Annotated in this window: 17 protein-coding genes; 9 read left to right on the top strand and 8 right to left on the bottom strand. The window is 73.6% G+C overall.

The features are described 5' to 3' along the window. The first annotated feature begins 109 nt into the window (after positions 1 to 109). Entirely contained in the window at positions 110 to 1,114 is a 1,005-nt protein-coding gene (locus tag FB458_RS01625) for a glycosyltransferase family 2 protein (RefSeq protein WP_141846192.1), read from the top strand. An 85-nt stretch (positions 1,115 to 1,199) separates the two neighbouring features. Here FB458_RS01625 and FB458_RS22205 read toward each other — a convergent pair whose 3' ends face one another. Continuing rightward, a complete protein-coding gene (locus FB458_RS22205; RefSeq protein ID WP_425460870.1) occupies positions 1,200 to 1,274 on the bottom strand; it encodes a 50S ribosomal protein bL37 in 75 nt (24 codons plus the stop codon). A 378-nt stretch (positions 1,275 to 1,652) separates the two neighbouring features. Between FB458_RS22205 and FB458_RS21180 the strand changes: the two genes are divergently transcribed. The 3 genes from FB458_RS21180 to FB458_RS01605 all read left to right on the top strand — a co-directional run bounded on the left by FB458_RS21180 (position 1,653) and on the right by FB458_RS01605 (position 5,106). Beyond that, positions 1,653 to 1,802 carry a hypothetical protein gene (locus tag FB458_RS21180; protein WP_170185536.1) on the top strand — a complete coding sequence of 50 codons (150 nt, stop codon included), beginning with the start codon at positions 1,653 to 1,655 and terminating at the stop codon, positions 1,800 to 1,802. A 539-nt stretch (positions 1,803 to 2,341) separates the two neighbouring features. Further along, complete coding sequence (locus FB458_RS01610) at positions 2,342 to 3,766, top strand: HD-GYP domain-containing protein (RefSeq protein WP_141846188.1); 1,425 nt, start codon at positions 2,342 to 2,344, stop codon at positions 3,764 to 3,766. 59 nt (positions 3,767 to 3,825) lie between these two features. Next, on the top strand, positions 3,826 to 5,106 hold the full coding sequence (locus tag FB458_RS01605) for an HD-GYP domain-containing protein (RefSeq protein ID WP_170185535.1): 1,281 nt from the start codon (positions 3,826 to 3,828) through the stop codon (positions 5,104 to 5,106). Positions 5,107 to 5,202: 96 nt separating this feature from the next. On the opposite strand, the gene sodN is transcribed toward FB458_RS01605, so the two are convergent. Together sodN and FB458_RS01595 are read right to left on the bottom strand one after the other, a co-directional pair. Further along, entirely contained in the window at positions 5,203 to 5,622 is a 420-nt protein-coding gene (gene sodN / locus FB458_RS01600; protein ID WP_141846184.1) for a superoxide dismutase, Ni, read from the bottom strand. Positions 5,623 to 5,685: 63 nt separating this feature from the next. Next, positions 5,686 to 6,060 (bottom strand): S26 family signal peptidase, encoded by a 375-nt coding sequence (locus FB458_RS01595; RefSeq protein ID WP_141846182.1) that lies wholly within the window; start codon positions 6,058 to 6,060, stop codon positions 5,686 to 5,688. A 255-nt stretch (positions 6,061 to 6,315) separates the two neighbouring features. Here FB458_RS01595 and FB458_RS01590 point away from each other — a divergent pair, with 255 nt between their 5' ends. Both FB458_RS01590 and FB458_RS01585 read left to right on the top strand, forming a co-directional pair. Then, positions 6,316 to 7,482, top strand: coding sequence for an NAD(P)-dependent malic enzyme (locus FB458_RS01590; RefSeq protein WP_246061010.1), 1,167 nt, complete (start codon positions 6,316 to 6,318; stop codon positions 7,480 to 7,482). A 98-nt stretch (positions 7,483 to 7,580) separates the two neighbouring features. Continuing rightward, positions 7,581 to 8,660, top strand: coding sequence for an NAD-dependent epimerase/dehydratase family protein (locus tag FB458_RS01585; protein WP_141846180.1), 1,080 nt, complete (start codon positions 7,581 to 7,583; stop codon positions 8,658 to 8,660). Positions 8,661 to 8,746: 86 nt separating this feature from the next. On the opposite strand, the gene FB458_RS01580 is transcribed toward FB458_RS01585, so the two are convergent. From FB458_RS01580 to FB458_RS01570, 3 genes are read right to left on the bottom strand one after another with little or no spacing between them, the layout of a single operon-like run. Beyond that, the gene (locus FB458_RS01580) at positions 8,747 to 9,340 is read right to left on the bottom strand and encodes a dTDP-4-dehydrorhamnose 3,5-epimerase family protein (protein ID WP_211355898.1); all 594 of its coding nucleotides are present in this window, start codon (positions 9,338 to 9,340) and stop codon (positions 8,747 to 8,749) included. Further along, a complete protein-coding gene (rfbA, locus tag FB458_RS01575) occupies positions 9,340 to 10,215 on the bottom strand; it encodes a glucose-1-phosphate thymidylyltransferase RfbA (protein WP_141846178.1) in 876 nt (291 codons plus the stop codon). Before rfbA ends, FB458_RS01580 begins: the two co-directional genes overlap by 1 nt. Positions 10,216 to 10,247: 32 nt before the next feature. Continuing rightward, on the bottom strand, positions 10,248 to 12,404 hold the full coding sequence (locus tag FB458_RS01570) for an N-acetylmuramoyl-L-alanine amidase (RefSeq protein WP_141846176.1): 2,157 nt from the start codon (positions 12,402 to 12,404) through the stop codon (positions 10,248 to 10,250). Positions 12,405 to 12,611: 207 nt separating this feature from the next. Between FB458_RS01570 and rfbD the strand changes: the two genes are divergently transcribed. The 3 genes from rfbD to FB458_RS01555 are packed head-to-tail and all read left to right on the top strand — an operon-like array spanning position 12,612 to position 15,624. Further along, complete coding sequence (rfbD, locus tag FB458_RS01565; protein ID WP_211355897.1) at positions 12,612 to 13,481, top strand: dTDP-4-dehydrorhamnose reductase; 870 nt, start codon at positions 12,612 to 12,614, stop codon at positions 13,479 to 13,481. Then, positions 13,478 to 14,491: a glycosyltransferase family 2 protein gene (locus tag FB458_RS01560; protein WP_170185534.1), complete on the top strand. Its 1,014-nt coding sequence runs from the start codon at positions 13,478 to 13,480 to the stop codon at positions 14,489 to 14,491. Before rfbD ends, FB458_RS01560 begins: the two co-directional genes overlap by 4 nt. Continuing rightward, positions 14,488 to 15,624, top strand: a complete 1,137-nt coding sequence (locus tag FB458_RS01555; RefSeq protein ID WP_141846169.1) for a glycosyltransferase family 4 protein — start codon at positions 14,488 to 14,490, stop codon at positions 15,622 to 15,624. The genes FB458_RS01560 and FB458_RS01555 overlap by 4 nt, the downstream gene beginning before the upstream one ends. Here FB458_RS01555 and FB458_RS21535 read toward each other — a convergent pair. Continuing rightward, on the bottom strand, positions 15,585 to 16,850 hold the full coding sequence (locus tag FB458_RS21535; protein ID WP_246061009.1) for an ABC transporter ATP-binding protein: 1,266 nt from the start codon (positions 16,848 to 16,850) through the stop codon (positions 15,585 to 15,587). The two genes, FB458_RS01555 and FB458_RS21535, sit on opposite strands and share 40 nt — an antisense overlap. Continuing rightward, entirely contained in the window at positions 16,847 to 17,713 is an 867-nt protein-coding gene (locus FB458_RS01545; RefSeq protein WP_141846167.1) for an ABC transporter permease, read from the bottom strand. Before FB458_RS01545 ends, FB458_RS21535 begins: the two co-directional genes overlap by 4 nt. Positions 17,714 to 17,851: the final 138 nt, after the last annotated feature.

The following is a 17,851-nucleotide window of genomic DNA, read 5'->3' as shown; positions in this document are numbered from 1 at the left end:
CGGTGGTCATGGTAGTACGCCGTGGCAACCGCTTCCGGGAGCCCACGCACGCGCGGGTCCGGGGAGGGCGTGCAGACGGCTATCGTGGATCCGTCAGAAAGGTGGATCCGTGAAGCTCGTGGTGCAGGTGCCGTGCTTGAACGAGGAGGAGACCCTCCCTCTCGTCCTGTCCTCGATCCCGCGCGAGATCCCGGGCATCGACGAGATCGTCGTCCTCGTCGTCGACGACGGGTCGAGCGACCGCACCGTCGAGGTGGCCCGCGCGCACGGGGTGACGGAGTTCGTGCGCCACGCGCGCAACCGCGGTCTGGGGCGCTCGTTCCACGACGGCGTCCAGCGGGCCCTCGAGCTCGGGGCGGACATCGTCGTCAACACCGACGGCGACAACCAGTACCCGCAGGAGCGCATCACCGACCTCGTCCAGCCGATCCTGCGTGGTGAGGCGGAGATCGTCATCGCCGACCGGCAGGTGCACATGGTCGAGCACTTCTCCCGGGGCAAGATCGCCCTGCAGAAGCTGGGCAGCAGCGTGGTCAACCGGGCCGCCGGCACCGAGCTGCCCGACGCCGCCAGCGGGTTCCGCGCCTACTCGCGCGAGTCGCTCATGCTGCTCAACACGATCACGCGCTTCAGCTACTGCATGGAGACGATCATCCAGGCGGGCAACAAGAAGCTGCGGATCGCCAGCATCCCCGTGACGACCAACCCCAAGACGCGCGAGTCGCGGCTGTTCTCCTCGACGCGCGAGCACGTCATGAAGTCGGGGATGGCCATCGTGCGGTCGTACATCATGTACAAGCCGTACGCGATCTTCGGGCTGCTCGCCGTCGTCTTCGGCGTCCTCGGGCTGACCCCGTTCCTGCGCTACGCGATCCTGCTGCAGACCGACTCGGGCGGGAACCACATCCAGTCGCTGCTGCTCGGCATCGCGCTGCTGATGATCTCGTTCCTCTCGGCGATGCTCGGCGTGGTCTCGGACCTGATCCGCACCAACCGGATGCTCATCGAGGACTCGCTCGAGCACACCAAGAAGATGCGCTTCGGCATCGCCCGGGCCGAGGTGGCGGCCGCGGAGGCCCAGGAGGAGAGCCCCGTCCGGATCCTCGCCGGCTGAGAGCCCCACGAGCCCGACGACGAAGCCCCCGCGACCGGTGGTCGCGGGGGCTTCTCGCTGCGTCGCTCGAGGCGGCGCGGAGGCGTCAGGCGTTGGGCCGACGGCCGTGGTTGGCGCCGCTCTTCTTGCGGGTACGACGCTTGCGGGCACGCTTGCTCATCTGGGCTCCTTCGGGTGCAGGCGCCCCCGGCAGGGCGCGACGGACTGGTCCGCCGCCCAGTGTCTCACGACCGGGCGAGGGCTCCCGCCGCCCCGGTCCCCCCGAGGCCGGGGGACGGGCAGGGCCCAAGGTCCCTGAGGCTGCCTGGTGTATATCAGGACAATAGCCTCGGAATAGACCAGTTACGGTTCAAGTTTTGGCAAATTTCGCCGCCCGCTGACAACCTCTCGTGCTGCACAGGCCTTCGCTCTGCGAAATTGAGAGCGCAGCAGATGGCGCGGACGCGCGACATCGTCCCACTCCCCGGACATTCCGACCCGACGGAATCCCGTCCATGACGCCGTGCCCCGATCACGGCCGAGAAAGAGGTCCTTCGCCATGAACCGCTTCAGCACCCTCGCCAAGCTCGCCGACTCGATGCTGACCACCCCGTCGCTGCCGACCTGGGGCTCCGCCTCCGCCCCCGTGCGCCCCGCGCCGCAGCAGCCGGCCGCCGGCCCGGTGTCGATCTGGGGTTGGGGCGGCTGAGCCTCCAGGCTCCCCCCGACCTCGTCGACCGACCGACACCCCCCCTCGTTCTCAGGAGTCCCGCCGTGATCCGCACCGCCGCCACCACCGCCGTCGCCCACTCCGGCACCAGCACCACCGGTCCCGTCTCGATCTGGGGTTGGGGCGGCTGAGCCTCCAGGCTCCCCCCGACCTCGTCGACCGACCGACACCCCCCCTCGTTCTCAGGAGTCCCGCCGTGATCCGCACCGCCGCCACCACCGCCGTCGCCCACTCCGGCACCAGCACCACCGGTCCCGTCTCGATCTGGGGTTGGGGCGGCTGAGCCTCCAGGCTCCCCCCGACCTCGTCGACCGACCGACACCCCCCCCTCGTTCTCAGGAGTCCCGCCGTGATCCGCACCGCCGTCACCACCGCCGTCGCCCACTCCGGCACCAGCACCACCGGTCCCGTCTCGATCTGGGGTTGGGGCGGCTGAGCCTCCAGGCTCCCCCCGCACGCTGTCCGACGTGACCGGACAGCCACGGACAGCCCGGCCACCGGTCGCTACCGTGGGAGACATGCCCGCCGACCCCCGCGCCACCGACCGCGGGCGCCGACGCCGGGTGCAGGTCGTCGTCGGTCTCACCTGCCTCGTCGCGGTCGTCGGGTTCGCCGTCAACCTCGCCGTCGTGGGGCCACCCAAGGACCTGGTCGCCCTCGGCGTCCTCGCCGCGCTGGCGGTCCTCAGCCACTTCCTCCGCGGGCAGGGACTCGGCTTCAACGTCACCCTGTCGTTCCTCAGCATCATCCTTCTCGCCTGCATCCCCACCGTCGGCCCCGTCGGGGCGTCCCTGGTCGGTGCCCTGGTCTACGTCGTCGAGCCGCAGCGTTCTGCACTGCGCACACGCGTGTTCAACACGGCCATGGCCGCCACGCTGGGGTGGGTCGGGGGCGCGGCGTACCTGCTGCTGGGCGGCACGCTCACCATCCCCTTGCAGGGAGCGTGGCCGCTGGTGCTGCACGTCGCCCTGCCGCTGCTGGCGGCCGACATCGTCCAGATGACCGTCAACGCCCTCTTGATCGCGGCCGTGCTGAGGGCCGACGCCGCGCAACCAGTCAGGGTCACGTTCTTCAGCATGGTCAGCAGCTCCGGTCTCGCCTACTTCGGGTACGGCGCCATCAGCTTCCTCTTCGTCACCCTGTGGTTCCCCGCCCGCGTCGGGCCCTTCAGCGCGGTGCTCATCCTGGCGCCGCTCTTCGTCGCCCAGTGGGTCATCAACCAGTACGTCGAGGAGGTGCGTGCGCACGAGAGCGCGCTCTCCGGGCTCGTCACCGCCGCGGAGATCAAGGACCCGGCCTCCCGGGGCCACAGCGAGCGAGTCGCTCGCTTGGCCGAGTGGATGGGGGAGACGCTCAGCCTGTCCACGAGCCAGGCGGCCTCCCTGCGCTTCGCCGCCCAGCTGCACGACATCGGGAAGGTGGCCCTCCCGACCCTCGTCGTCCGCCGCGGGGCCAACGTGGGTCGGGACGACCTCGAGGTGCTCAAGCGGCACGCCGAGCAGGGTGTCCTCCTGCTGTCGGGGATCGACTTCCTCGAGACGTCGCTGACCGCCATCCGACATCACCACGAGCGCTGGGACGGGCGAGGCTACCCGGACGGGCTCGCCGGCGAGGACATCCCTCTCAGCAGTCGGGTCATCGCCGTCGCCGACGCCTACGACGCGTTGACCACTCGTCGCCCCGAGCGCCCTTCGCTCGGCACGTCGCGTGCCTTCGAGGCCGTCGCGGCCCGAGCCGGGACCCAGTTCGACCCGAGGATCGTCGAGGCACTGCGCAACGCCCTCGAACGTCACCGGTGGGTCCCGGCCGAGGTGAGCGAGGACGAGCTGTTGATGATGGACGGCTACCTCGACCACGACGACCCGGCGGCCTCCGATCTCATGGCCTCCCGGATCGACCCCCAGCCGGGGCCGGTCGTGACCCCGGAGCAGGTCAGGTCATGAGGGCCCGGTGGGCGCGGGGCCGGCTCGCCACCGTCCTCGCCACGACCGCGGGCGCGGTCGTGGTCGTCTGCCTGTGGCTGACCCTCGTCGCGGCGTCGACACCCGGGCCGCGTCCCGTCACCACCTCGACGGAGCGGTGGGTCCTGGTCACGTTCCTCCTCACCATCGTGCTGGGAGAGGTCAACCGGATCAGGCTCCCAGGCGCGCGGGAGAGCGCTCCGATGTCCGTGGCGGGCACGTTCGGTCTGGCCATGACGACGATGGTCGGCCTGGAGCACGTCACCTTCGGTCCCGCGATCTGTCTCCTCACCACCGCTGTGGCGATGCTCCTCGCTACCGGTCTGCGGCTGCGGCGTCATCTCGCGCCGCACTACACGGAGGTGGCGATCCGCTTCCTCTCCGTGGCGGTCGTCGCCGTGGGTTTCCGCTGGCTCCCTCTGGTCGGGGGTCAGCCGCTGGAGCGGCTGGACTGGGAGGAGCGGCGCTGGCTCCTCGCCGTGGCCATGGTGCTGGTGTCGGGGGTGGCCATCGTCGCCGAGAGCCTGCTCACCGCTGCCGTGGAGGCGGTGGACCACCGCGTCCCCTGGCATGCGGCGGTGTCGAACGGGTTGGGGGACATCGTGGGTCTGGGTGCGGCGCTGGCGGCGTCGGGCACGCTGATCGCGCTGGCGGAGCGCGCCATCGGGATCGTGGCCATCCCGGTGTTCCTCCTCCCGCTGGCGTTGACGCAGTTCGCGCTCCGTCGCTACGCGGGGATCCGCGAGACCCAGGGGCAGACGATCCGCACCCTGTCCCGATTGACCGAGCTCGGCGGCTACACCAGGCCCGACCACCCCACCCGGGTGGCGCATCTCAGCGTGGCGATGGCGCGAATGCTGGGCGTGTCGTCCCGAGAGGCGTCATCGGTCGAGTACGCGGCGCTGTTGCACGACATCGGCCAGCTGGCGCTGCGGACCCCGATACCCCAGGGGGCCACGATGATGGCCGCCCCGGCCGACCAGGACCGGATCGCCCGGGACGGTGCCGAGATCGTGCGGACCACCGGGGTACTGGCCGATGTGGCGGACATTCTCGAGGTGCAGGCCAAGCCGTACCGGCATGTGCGCGAGCTGGGGGAGAACATCCCGCTCGCCGCCCGCATCATCAAGGTCGCCAACGCGTACGACGATCTCGCCGGCGAGCACCCGACGTCGGCCAGCAAAGCAGCAGCGGTCGAACGCATCCACCTCGGGCTGGGCTACGAGTACGACCCCGCCGTCGTCGAGGCGCTCGAGCGCGTCCTCGACCTGCGCCGGGACGGCTCGGGTGCGGTGCCCGTCGCCGAGCCGACCGCGCGCTGAGGCGTCCGAGCCCGGACGCGCCACGGGGCGGCACCTGCGCTCAGGTGCCGCCCCGCGACGTCGTACGGCGTCGTGCGCCGTGGTGACCGCAGTGGGTCAGGCCGCGGCCTTCTTGGTCTCCCAGAAGATGTCGCCGATCTCGTCGATCTTGGCGAGCAGCTGGTCGGCCACGGCGACGTCCCACGACGCCTTGGTCCCGCCGGCGCCGGCGAGCTTGGTGGCTTCGTTGAACAGCTGGTGCAGCTGGGGGTACTTCTCGAAGTGCGGCGGCTTGAAGTAGTCGGTCCACAGCACCCAGAGGTGGTGCTTGACGAGGTCGGAGCGCTCCTCCTTGACGGTGCGGGCGCGGGCGACGAAGTCGGGGTCCTGGTTGTCCTTGACCTTCTCCATGCAGGCCTTGACCGACTGGGCCTCGAGCTTGGCCTGGACCGGGTCGTAGATGCCGCAGGGGAGGTCGCAGTGCGCGGACACCTCGGCGGTGGGCTCGACCAGACGGGCGAGCAGCGATCGGAACATCGGACGCGTTCCCTTCGTGACGGTGACAATCGGCCAGCGCGGGGCAGCGCTGTCCTCGCCAACCTACCCCCGACGTCCGCCGCGGACACGGGGGGTGACCCGGGGGGCGGCGAGCCGCACGAGGCGGTCCGGCACCCGGCCCACGACGACGCCGAGCACGTCGCTGCGGGGGATCCCGCCGACGGTCCACGAGTCGAGGCCCTCGGCGTGGTTGTCCCGCTCGACCCACCAGGACCCTGGCTCGCCGGGAGCCCGCCCGGTGACCCGCTTCACCGACACGGGGCGCGGGCCGTCGGGGCCGTCGGGCAGACGCACCACCGCGAGCCGGCCGCGGACCGGCGGGGCGCCGTACAGGACGACGAGGCGGTCGCCCTCGTGCAGGCTCGGCTCCATCGAGCGCCCGGTGACCCGCACGACCCCGACCCGCAGCGACCTCATCGGGCCATTCTGGTCCGGGCGCGGGCCACGCGGGGGGAGCGAGCCGCGTCACACTGCGGCGCGGGGCCTCGTGCCGCGGTGCCCGCCCGTGGCACCATGAGCCCCAACGGCCAGGGCCCACCAGCCCGTCGGCCGTCCCCGCGTTGACGTGGCCACCACCTCGGCCTGCGAACTGCAGACACCCATGCGTGTGCCGCTCCGCCCCCGCGCCGCCCGTCCTCGGGCGGCGCCCCCGACCCGTGAAGGGTGCTCATCGTGCCGTCCGCCGACCCCACCATCCCCACCCCGCTCGTCGACCCCGCCGACCCCGTCTTCCGCGCCCACCTCGGCGGCAAGCTCGCCGGGGTCGCGACCCAGCCGCTGCGCGACGCCCACGACCTGTCGCTGCTCTACACGCCGGGCGTGGCCAAGGTGTCGCTGGCCATCGCGGCCGACCCGAAGCTCGCGCAGACCTACACCTCCCGGCGCAACACCGTCGCCGTCGTCAGCGACGGGACCGCCGTCCTCGGGCTCGGCGACATCGGCCCGCTCGCGGCGATGCCGGTGATGGAGGGCAAAGCCGTGCTGTTCAAGCACTTCGCCGGCGTCGACGCCGTGCCGCTGTGCATGGAGAGCGGGACGGTGGAGGAGCTCGTCGAGGCGGTGGCGCGGGTCGCGCCGACGTACGGCGGGATCAACCTCGAGGACATCTCGGCGCCGCGGTGCTTCGAGATCGAGCGGCGGCTGAAGGAGCGGCTCGACATCCCCGTCTTCCACGACGACCAGCACGGCACCGCGATCGTCACGCTGGCCGGGCTGCTCAACGCCGCCCGCGTCGTCGGGCGCGAGCTCGCGTCGCTGCGCGTCGTCGTCGCCGGGGCGGGGGCCGCGGGGGTGGCCGTCGCGAAGATCCTGCTGCTCGCCGGCGTGCGCGACGTCGTCGTCACGGACAGCCGCGGCACGCTCCACGCGGGCCGCGAGGACCTGGCCGAGCACAAGGCCGAGCTGGTGCGGCTGACCAACCCGCGCGGTGTGGCCGGCGGGATCGAGCAGGCGCTCGACGGGGCCGACGTGTACGTCGGGGTGTCGGGCGGGACGGTGCCCGAGGCGTACCTGACGCGGATGTCGCCGGACGCGATGATCTTCGCGCTCGCCAACCCCGACCCCGAGGTGCACCCCGAGGTCGCGCACCGCCACGCTCGCGTCGTGGCGACGGGACGCTCCGACTTCCCCAACCAGATCAACAACGTGCTCGCCTTCCCGGGAATCTTCCGGGGGGCGTTGGACAGCGGGGCCCCCGCCATCACGGAGGCGATGAAGCTGGCGGCCGCGCACGCCATCGCGGGCCTCGTCGAGCGGCCCACGCCCGACCACGTCGTGCCGAGCGTGTTCGACCCGCGGGTGGCGCCGGCGGTCGCGGCGGCGGTGACCTCGGCCGTGTGAGGGTCGCGAATCGGATTCTGTCCGCTCGGCTCGGGTCACGACCCGAGCCGAGCGGGCCGGATCCGATTCGGGTCGCCCCCGGACGCTAGGTTGGCGCCATGGTGCAGTCGGCGGGGTCGTGCGTGGTCACCGGCGGGGCCGGGTTCATCGGGTGCGCCCTGTCCGGGCCGCTGGCCGACGCGGGGTACGACGTCGTCGCGGTCGACGTCCTGCACCCGCAGGTCCACGAGCGGCGGGAGCGTCCGGCCGCCCTCGACGAGCGGGCCCGGCTCGAGGTCGCCGACGTCACCGACGCGGCCACGTGGGACCGGCTGCTCGAGCGGCTGCGGCCCGACGTCGTCGTCCACCTCGCCGCCGAGACCGGGACCGCGCAGTCGCTCACCGAGTCGACCCGGCACGCCCACGTCAACGTCGTCGGCACGACGACGATGCTCGACGCGCTGGTGCGGCACGAGGTCCTCCCGCGCCGCGTCGTCCTCGCCTCGAGCCGCGCCGTCTACGGCGAGGGCACCTGGGTCGGCGCCGACGGGCAGGCGGTCCAGCCCGGGCAGCGCTCGCACGCCGTGCTCGAGGCGGGGCGGTGGCAGCCCGAGGGCCTTCGGCCGCTGCCCGCCGGCGACCCGCGGATGGTCCCGGCCCCGACGAGCGTGTACGGCGCGACGAAGCTCGCGCAGGAGCACGTCCTGCGGGCCTGGGCGCTCGCCGTCGGCGTCGAGCCGGTCGTGCTGCGGCTGCAGAACGTCTACGGTGCGGGCCAGTCGCTGAGCAACCCCTACACGGGGATCGTCCCGCTCTTCGCGCGCCTCGCGCGCGCTGGCGAGGCGATCCCGGTCTACGAGGACGGCGCCATCCTGCGCGACTTCGTCCACGTCGGCGACGTCGCACGGGCGCTCCTCGCGGCCGTGACGCAGGACGCCGTACCGGCGGGGGCCGTCGACATCGGGTCCGGCACCGCGACGAGCATCCACGACCTGGCGCGCCGGGTCGCCGCCCGGTACGACGCCCCGCCGCCGCAGGTGACCGGGCGGTTCCGCGACGGCGACGTCCGCGCCGCCTGGGCCGACGTCACCCGCGCCCACGACGAGCTGGGCTGGTCCCCGTCCGTCGAGCTCCCGGAGGGTCTCGAGGAGCTGTGCGCCTGGATCGACGAGGTGCAGGGCGCGGACATTATCGGGTGACCCGATAACGTCAGGCTCCGCCGGACAACGGTTCTCCGGCGGAGCCTGACGTTATCGGGTCACCCGATAATGTCCGGGCGGGTCGGTCAGGCGAGGGAGCGGCGGTAGGCGACGCAGTCGTCGTACGACGGCAGCAGGCCCTGCTCCTGCGCCTGCGCGAGGGTCGGGGCGGCGGTGTCCTTCTCGGACAGGATCGCCTCGAGACCGTCGGGGAGCGCGAGGGCGATCTGCGGGTCGGTCGGGGTGATGCCGCGCTCGCGGGTGGGGGCGTAGACCTCCGAGCAGAGGTAGACGCACATCCCGTCCTCGAGGCAGACCAGCGCGTGGCCGAGGCCCTCGGACAGGTAGACCGCGCGGCGGTCGACGGTGTCGAGGTGGACGACCTCGTGCTGCCCGAAGGTCGGCGAGCCGACCCGGATGTCGACGACGACGTCGAGGAACGCGCCGCTCATGGCCTGCACGTACTTCGCCTGCGACGGCGGCACGTCGCTGTAGTGGATGCCGCGCACGGCGCCCGCGACGGAGACCGAGAGGTTGGTCTGCTTGACGGTCATCGTGTGCCCGATGGCCTCGGCGAGGTGGTCGGCGCGGAAGCCCTCCGCGAACACCCCACGGGGGTCGGGGAACTGGCGCGGCGTGACGACCCACGCCCCCTCGATCGACAGCGGCCGGATGTCCATCAGCGTCCCTTCCCCTCGAGCAGCAGACCCTTCATGTACGCGCCGTACCCGCTCTTGACCAGCGGCTCGGCCAGCGCGTCGAACTCCTCGTCGGTGAGCCAGCCGTTGCGCCAGGCCACCTCCTCGACGCACCCGATCTTGTGCCCCTGGCGGGCCTCGACGACGTGGACGAACTGGCTCGCCTCGAGCAGCCCCTGGAAGGTGCCGGTGTCGAACCACGCCGTGCCGCGCGGCAGCACGTCGACCGACAGCGACCCGCGCTGCAGGTAGGCGTCGTTCACGCCGGTGATCTCCAGCTCGCCACGCGGGCTGGGCTCCAGCTCACGCGCGATCTGCACGACGTCGTTGTCGTAGAAGTACAGACCCGGCACGGCGTAGCTCGACTTCGGCCGCGCCGGCTTCTCCTCGATCGAGAGGACCGTGCCGTCGTCGTCGAACTCGACGACGCCGTACGCCGTCGGGTCGGTGACGTGGTAGGCGAAGACCTTGCCGCCGACGAGGTCGGCGTTGCGCCGCAGCGAGGTGCCGAGGCCGATGCCGTAGAAGATGTTGTCGCCGAGGACGAGGGCGACCGACTCGTCACCGATGAAGTCGGCGCCGATGATGAAGGCCTGCGCCAGACCGTCCGGGCTGGGCTGGACGGCGTACGACAGCTCGATGCCCCACGAGCGCCCGTCGCCGAGCAGCCGCTGGAACTGCTCGACGTCCTGCGGGGTCGTGATGACGAGGATCTCGCGGATGCCCGCCATCATCAGCGTCGACAGCGGGTAGTAGATCATCGGCTTGTCGTAGACCGGCATGATCTGCTTGCTGATGCCCCGCGTGATGGGGTGCAGGCGGGTGCCGGAGCCGCCGGCCAGGATGATTCCCTTCATGGGGCGCCACCCTAGCGGCGGCGGCCGACCGCTCAGCCCACCCCGATCTGCGCGGCGGGGAACGCCAGCGTCGGGAGCGAGGTGACGTAGCGCCCCGCCGAGCGGTACGACGCCGCCGCGCTCAGCCGCCAGACCTCGGCGCGCCCCGACGACGTGCCGGTCAGCGGCACCCAGTAGACGTCCGGCCGGGCGCCCGAGCCGAGGACCCAGCGGCTCGAGGTGTCCGACGTCGGCTCGAACGTCGTCGCCACGTGCAGGCTCCAGGCGGCGTAGCCGCTGACCGCGGAGGCGACGTGGATCTCGCTGCGCCCCGACCCGGTCGAGCCGTGCAGGACGACGTACAGGTCGCCGTTGTCGGACACGAGGAACCGGGTCGTGGACGCGAAGTAGCCCGCCGGGACGACGGTCGAGGAGTGCAGCACCCACTGGTTCCACCCGCTGGAGGCCGACAGCCCGTGGATCTCGACCCGGCCGGTCGACCGGTTGGGGTAGACGACGTAGAGGTTGCCGCCGCCCGGCCCGCCGACCGCGACCTGCGCCTGCGCGCCGGCCGCGAACGGGGTGGCCGTCACGGTGTCGGTGTCCTGGTAGCCGCTGGCCCAGCTGGCCTCGTGCACCTCGAGCCGGCCGGAGCGCGTCCCGGCCGTCTGCACCCCGATGAGGTCGGGTCGGGTGTCGCCGCTGCGCGAGCCGATGAAGTAGCGCCACTGGGCGGGGTTGCCCGTGCCCCACTTGGTCGTGACGTCGGCGGCCCGCGCCGCGAAGCCGCTGGCGCCGCTCTGCACGTGCAGCTCGGTGCGGCCGCTCGGCGGCCACTGGGTCGTGCCCCAGACGGCGTAGAGGTCGTCGACGGTGCGCGTCGTCGACACGAGCCGGGCGTAGGCGCTCTGCCGGATCGAGGCCAGCGCGCCGTACAGGCGGGCGCCGGGGCAGTCGGTGGACCAGGCGTCGCGGTGCCCGGAGACGACGTTGAAGGTGATGACGGTCCCCGCCGGCCACCTCGCCCCGTCGCCGCCGGCCGAGGTCAGCCGGTCCTGCCCGCCGGGGTTGCGCCCGTAGAGGCCGAGCTTCCAGCCGACGACGGACGAGATCGAGCCCAGCATCGCCGAGGACGGGCTCGCCGCCGAGTAGTCCCCGAGGGCGGCGACCCCGAAGCTGTCCCAGTTGAAGGCCAGGGTGTGCGCCCCGAGGACCGGCCGATCCACCCCTCCCGCGCGGCCCTCGAACACCTGCCCGTACTTGTCGACGACGACGTTGTACCCCAGGTCGCACCAGCCGTTGCCCTGCACGTGGAAGGCGTAGATGCCGCGGATGATCCCCGCCGAGTCGCCGGGTGCGTAGGAGTTGGTCGTCACGGTGTGGTGCACGAAGGCGACCCGGACCGTCGGCGCGTACGTCGGGTCGCAGTCGCGCAGGCTCTCGTCGGCCCCCCACTGCGCCCGCGTGATGATCGTCGGGCGGGACCCGACCGCGGCCCCCTGGGCGCTCGCGGCCGGCCGGCCGGACGGGTTCGCGTCGGCGGCGGACGTGCCGGGGTCGACGTACACCAGCTGCAGGCCCCGCGGCGTGGTGCCGTCGGGGCTGTCGACCCGCACCTGGACGCCGGTCGCCCCGGCCGTGCTCACCGGCTCCGTCGACCGCCGGCCGGCCGCGCGCCGCGCGTCGGCGCTGCCCGCGTCGGGGCCGCCGGCGACGGCCAGCCGCGTCCACCCGCTCCAGCCCGACCGCTCCTTGACCCGCACCTGGACCACGACGTCGGCCGGGGCGCCGGTCGCGGACCAGGTGACCCCGGCCGCGGTGAAGCGCGGCGTCGACAGCGTGCCGGTGAAGACGGCCGGGACGTCACCCGCCGCGGCCCGTGCAGTGACGGCCGGTGCGGCAGCACCCGAGCCCGACGCACCCGGCGCGCCCGCCGGCGTCCGGTCGGCCGCGAGCAGCGCGCGGGGCGCCAGGGCGGCCGGGGCCGCGGCGAGGGCGGCGGCGTCGACGCCCGCCAGGTCGACCCGGGTCACGTGCGGGGCGACGGGGTGCGGCGCCGCCCACACGGGCGTGATGACGGGCAGCGCGGTGGGCAGGGCGACGAGCGCCGCGCCGACCAGGCCGGCGAGCAGGTGCACCCACCAGGGGCGGCGGGCACGGGGTCCGGCCGCGGGCCGGCCGCTCGGGTGGGGACGAGGGACGGTCGGCATCGGAGCCTCCGGGCAGGGGTGTGGGCGTGTGGGGTGCGCCCGGGCCCTGGCCGACGGGCACCGTCCGAGGGTAGGTCGGACCGGGCGGATCGGCATCACGAGAACCAGCAGCCCCACCGGTCGCTGACGCCGCGCGCCGAGGACGCCGTCGGGACGCCGTCGGGACGCCGTCGGGACGCCGTACGGCGACCGCTAGCCTTGGGCCCCATGCGGGTGCTCGTGACCGGAGGCGGCGGGATGCTGGCCCGTGACGTCGTCGAAGCGTGTCGGACGGCGGGCTGGACGGTGACCGCCGTCGACCGCGCCGGTCTCGACGTCACCGACCCCGCGGCGTGCACCCGGGTCGTCGCCGACGCCGTCGGCGCCGGAGACCTCGTCGTCAACACCGCCGCCTGGACCCAGGTCGACGCCGCCGAGGACGCCGAGCCGCAGGCCTTCGCCGTCAACGCCGTCGGAGCCGCCAACGTGGCGCGCGCCGTCGCCGCCGTCGACGCCCGGCTCGTCCACGTCTCGACCGACTACGTCTTCGACGGCCTCGCCGACACCCCCTACGCCGAGGACGCGCCGCCCGCCCCGCGCTCGGCCTACGGGCGCACCAAGGCGGCCGGCGAGTGGGCCGTCGCCGCGCTCGCCCCGCGCCACCACATCGTGCGGACCGCGTGGCTGTACGGCGCCGGCGGATCCAGCTTCGTGCGCACCATGGCCCGCCTGGCCACCGAGCGCGACACGGTCAACGTCGTCGACGACCAGCGCGGCCAGCCGACCTGGACCGCCGACCTCGCCGACGCCGTCGTCGCGCTCGTCCGCGAGGACGCGGCGCCCGGGATCTACCACGGCACGAGCACGGGGGAGGCGACCTGGTACGACCTCGCCCGCGAGGTCTTCCGGCTGCTCGGCCACGACCCCGACCGGGTCCGGCCGGTCGGCACCGACCAGTACCCGACGCCCGCCCCCCGCCCCGCCTACAGCGTCCTCGGGCACGACCGGTGGCGCCGCGAGGGCCTGCCGCTGCTGCCGCGCTGGGACGACGCCCTGGCCCGGGCGGTCCACGACGTCGTCGGCGGCCCGTCCGCGTGAGCGGACCCGACGCCCGACCGGACGCCCGACCGGACGTCACGGTCGTCGTCGTCACCTGGCGCCAGCGCGAGCTGCTGCCCCGGTGCCTGGCCTCGGTCCGCGCGCAGACCCGTCCGGCGCGCCTGCTCGTCGTCGACAACGGCTCGGACGACGGCACCGCGCAGGTGCTCGAGGAGCAGACGCACCCCGACGAGGTCCTGCGCCTGCCCACCAACGCCGGCTACGCCGGCGCGATGGCCGTCGCCCTGCCCCGCGTCACCACCCGCTGGGTGGCCGTCCTCAACGACGACGCGGTCGCCGACCCCGGCTGGCTCGCGGCGTCGCTGCGGGTGCTCGAGGCCCGCGACGACCTGGCCGCGGTCACCGCGCGGATGCTGCTCGACGCCCCCGGGGGCGCGGTCGTCAACAACGCCGGCGTCGTCCTCCTGCGCGACGGCTACGGCGCCGACCGCGGCCTGGGTGAGCCCGACGGGGCGCCGTACGACCGGCCGGTCGAGGTGTTCGGCTTCTCCGGCGGCGCCGCCGTGCTGCGGACGCTCGCCGCGGGCGCGGTGGGCGGGTTCCGCGACTGGTTCATGTACTACGAGGACACCGACCTGTCCTGGCGGCTGCGGCTGGCCGGGTGGCGGATCGGCTACGCCCCGGACGCCGTCGTGCGGCACCGGCACGCGGCGAGCTCGGACCCGGCGTCGCGGATGTTCGCCGTGCACACCGAGCGCAACCGGCTGCTCATGGTCGCCGCCGAGGCGCCGGCCGGCTTCGCGGCGCGCGTGCTCGTCCGGTTCGTCGTCACCACCGCCAGCCTCGCCGTACGACGCCTGCGACCGGCCACCGCCTCGACGGCGGCGGTGCACGACCCGCGGCTGCGGCTCGCCGTCCTCGCCGGCCTCGCCCGCCGGCTGCCCGCGGTCCTCGCCGACCGCCGCGACGCCCCGCGCACGCGCTCGCGCCGGGCCGTGCTGCGCGAGTGGCGCGGCGTCCCCGCCCGCGAGTGGGGGCAGGAGTCGTGACCGGCCCCACCGTCAGCCCCACCGTCGGGCTCGACGCGACGCCGCTCGTCGGGCGCCTCACCGGGGTCGGCACCTACGTGCACCGGCTCGTCCACGCCCTCGCCGCGCTGCCGACGGGCGAGGCGCCGTCGCTCGTCGCGACCGCCTTCACCGTCCGCGGCGCCGGGGCGCTGCCGGCGCGGCTGCCCGACGGCGTGCCGGTGCGCTCGCGGCCGGTGCCGGCCCGGCTGCTGCGGCGCGCCTGGGGCCCCGCCGGCGCCGTCCCGGTCGAGCTGCTCACCGGACCGCTCGACGTCTTCCACGCGACGAACTTCGTCCTGCCGCCGGCCCGCCGCGCGGCCGGCGTCCTCACGGTGCACGACCTGGCCTACCTGCGGCACCGCTCCACCGTCGCCGCGGCCTCCCTGGCCTACCGCGAGCTCGTCCCGCTCGGGATCGCCCGGGCCGGGGCGGTCTGCACCCCGAGCGCCGCCGTCCGCGAGCAGGTTCTCGACGCCTACCGCGTCGACCCCGACCGGGTGCACGTCACGCCGCTGGGCGTCGACCCGGTCTGGCACCGCGCGCAGCCGGACCCCGAGGTGGCGCGCCGCCTCGACCTGCCGGGCGAGTACCTGCTCGCGGTGGGCACCCTCGAGCCGCGCAAGAACCTCGCCACCCTCGTCGCGGCGCACCGGCTGCTCTCGGCCCGCCGCGAGGACGTGCCGCCGCTGGTCCTCGTCGGCGGCGAGGGCTGGGGGGAGAGCCTGGCGCTGACGCCCGAGGACCGGGTGCGGCTGACCGGCCACCTCGACGACGCCGACCTGCGCGCGCTCGTCGCCGGCGCGACCCTGCTCGCCTTCCCCTCGCTCGACGAGGGCTTCGGCCTGCCGCCGCTGGAGGCCCTCGCGTGCGGGGTCCCCGTGCTCGCCTCCGACCTGCCGGTCACCCGCGAGGTGCTCGGCGACGCGGCGGCGTACGGCGACGCGGGTGACGTCGAGGCGTGGGCGGACGCCCTGGAGCGGGCGCTGCGCGATCCCGTCGGCGACCCGGGGACCCGGCGCGAGCGGGCTGCGCGCTTCACGTGGGAGGCGACGGCGCGGGCGACGCTGCGCGCCTACGAGGTCGCGCTCGGGCGCGCCCCCGGCTCGCCGTAGACCAGCCGGCCCGGCACCGTGCGGGCGGTGGCGCCCTCGAGGCGGATCCCGCCGATGCGGCCGTGGCCGACGAGGATCTCCTGGCTGAAGACGGCCAGCACGAGCGAGTAGTCACCGGGCAGGTCGGGCAGCGCCTCGACGACCCAGCGGATCGTCGTGCGGCCGGCGTCCAGCTGCTCGCGGGGGACCGGCGTCCAGTCCGGCTCGATGACGACCACCGGGTCCGGGATGCCGGGCGCCGTGAGGTGCAGCGACAGGTCGGCGCCGGCGGCGAGCGGCTGGTGCCACTCGATCTCGGCGTGCACCTCGACCGAGGCGCCGCACGCGAAGGTCTCGAGCGACTCGCCGCTCGAGGGGTCGCGCACGTCCATCGACGCGATCGTGACCAGACCGTCCTTCTCGCTCTCGAGCCGGTCGATGCCGAGCAGCGCGTTGAGACGGGTGGTGCTCTCGCCCGGGCGGCCGTCGAAGAGCACGTGACCGTGGCTGAGCAGCACCGCGCGGGTGCACAGCTCCTCCACGAGCGAGGAGCTGTGCGAGACGAAGAGGATCGTCTTGCCGGCCTTCTGGAAGTCGGCGATCCGGGTGAGGCACTTCTGCTGGAAGGCGGCGTCACCGACGGCCAGGACCTCGTCGATGATGAGGATGTCGGGGTCGATGTGCACGGCGACGGCGAAGCCGAGCCGCACGTACATCCCCGACGAGTAGTGCTTGACCGGGAACTCGATGAACTCGCCGAGCTCGCTGAACTCGACGATCTCGTCGAAGAGCCGGTCGGTCTCCGCCCGGGAGATGCCGAGCAGCGAGGCGTTGAGGTAGATGTTCTCGCGGCCGGTCAGCTCGCCGTCGAAGCCGGCGCCGAGCTCGAGCAGCGACGCCACCCGCCCGGTCACCTGCACCTCGCCCGCGGTCGGGCGCAGGATGCCGGAGAGGACCTTGAGCAGGGTGCTCTTGCCCGACCCGTTGGGGCCCATGAGGCCCACCGTCTCGCCGCGGCGCACCTGCAGGTCGATCCCCTGCAGGGCCCAGAAGTCGGCCGCCTCGGTCTGCTCGCGCTTGACCAGGCGCTCCTTGAGCGAGGTCGCCCGGCGCGAGTAGCTGGCGAAGCGCTTGCTCACCCCGGTGGCGCGCACGAGGACCTCGGCGTCGTCCGGCGGGGCCACGGGCGCGGGCACGGTCGTCGCCGGCGTGACCGGGTTCGCCTGACCGGTCGGCGAGGTGCTCACAGCTCCTCCGCGAAGTCGGCCGACAGCCGCCGGAACTGCCAGCGGCCGACGAGGAAGACGACGGCGGAGACGACGAAGCCGACGGCGAGCGCCTTGAGGTAGAAGAGGTCGTCGGCGCTGGCCAGCAGCAGCTTGTCCGTGCCCGGGTAGTAGACCTGCCCGTAGAGCGCGCGCTGGAACGAGATGACGACGCCGGTCATCGGGTTGAGGTAGTACAGCTTCTCCACGAGGCCGCCGCCGAAGCGGTCGTGGACGAGGCTGACCTGGTAGATGATCGGCGTGACGTAGAGCCACGCGAAGAGCGCCACCTCGAGGATGTGCTGGGTGTCGCGCAGCCGCACCGTCGTCGCCGCGACGAACATCCCGAGCCCGACGGTGAAGACGAGCGCCACGAACGTCGCGGGGACCAGCAGCAGCAGCTCGGGCCGCAGCGGGGCCATGCCGCCCACGCTCAGGGCGATGATGAGCACGACGTACTGCAGGACGACCTGGACGCCGGCGAAGCCGATCGCCGCGAGCGGCAGGGCCGAGTGCGGGAACGGGACCTTCTTGACCAGCCCGGCGTTGCCGAGGATCGAGGTGGCCGCCCCGGACACGCCGAGGCTGAAGAAGTTCCAGATGAGCAGCCCGGACATGAGGAAGAAGCCGAACTTCGGCACCCGCGACGGGAAGACGACGGTGAAGACGAACGTGTAGACCACGAGGGTCAGCAGCGGGTTGGCCAGCGACCACATGAAGCCGAGCGTCGAGCCCTGGTACTTGACCTTGAGGTCCTTGCGCACGAGCTGGGCGACCAGCTCGCCGCGCAGCGACGTCTGCGGCCCGGACCGGCGCGTCGCCCGTCCGAGGGTGGCCACCTTCATGCCGTTGCTCGTCCTTCCCGTCCGTGCCGTCCTCGCGCCCCGGCGCGTCCCGGCCCCGGGTCGGGCGGGTCCTCGGCGCCACGCGTGTGGCAGAGTCACGATACCCGCGCCGCGGTCGGGGCCCCGACACCCGCGCCG

This window comes from Lapillicoccus jejuensis (assembly GCF_006715055.1).
GTDB classification, from domain to species: domain Bacteria; phylum Actinomycetota; class Actinomycetes; order Actinomycetales; family Dermatophilaceae; genus Lapillicoccus; species Lapillicoccus jejuensis.
Note: the sequence above shows the minus strand (reverse complement) of the source record. Positions and strands in the feature narration are given on the sequence as shown.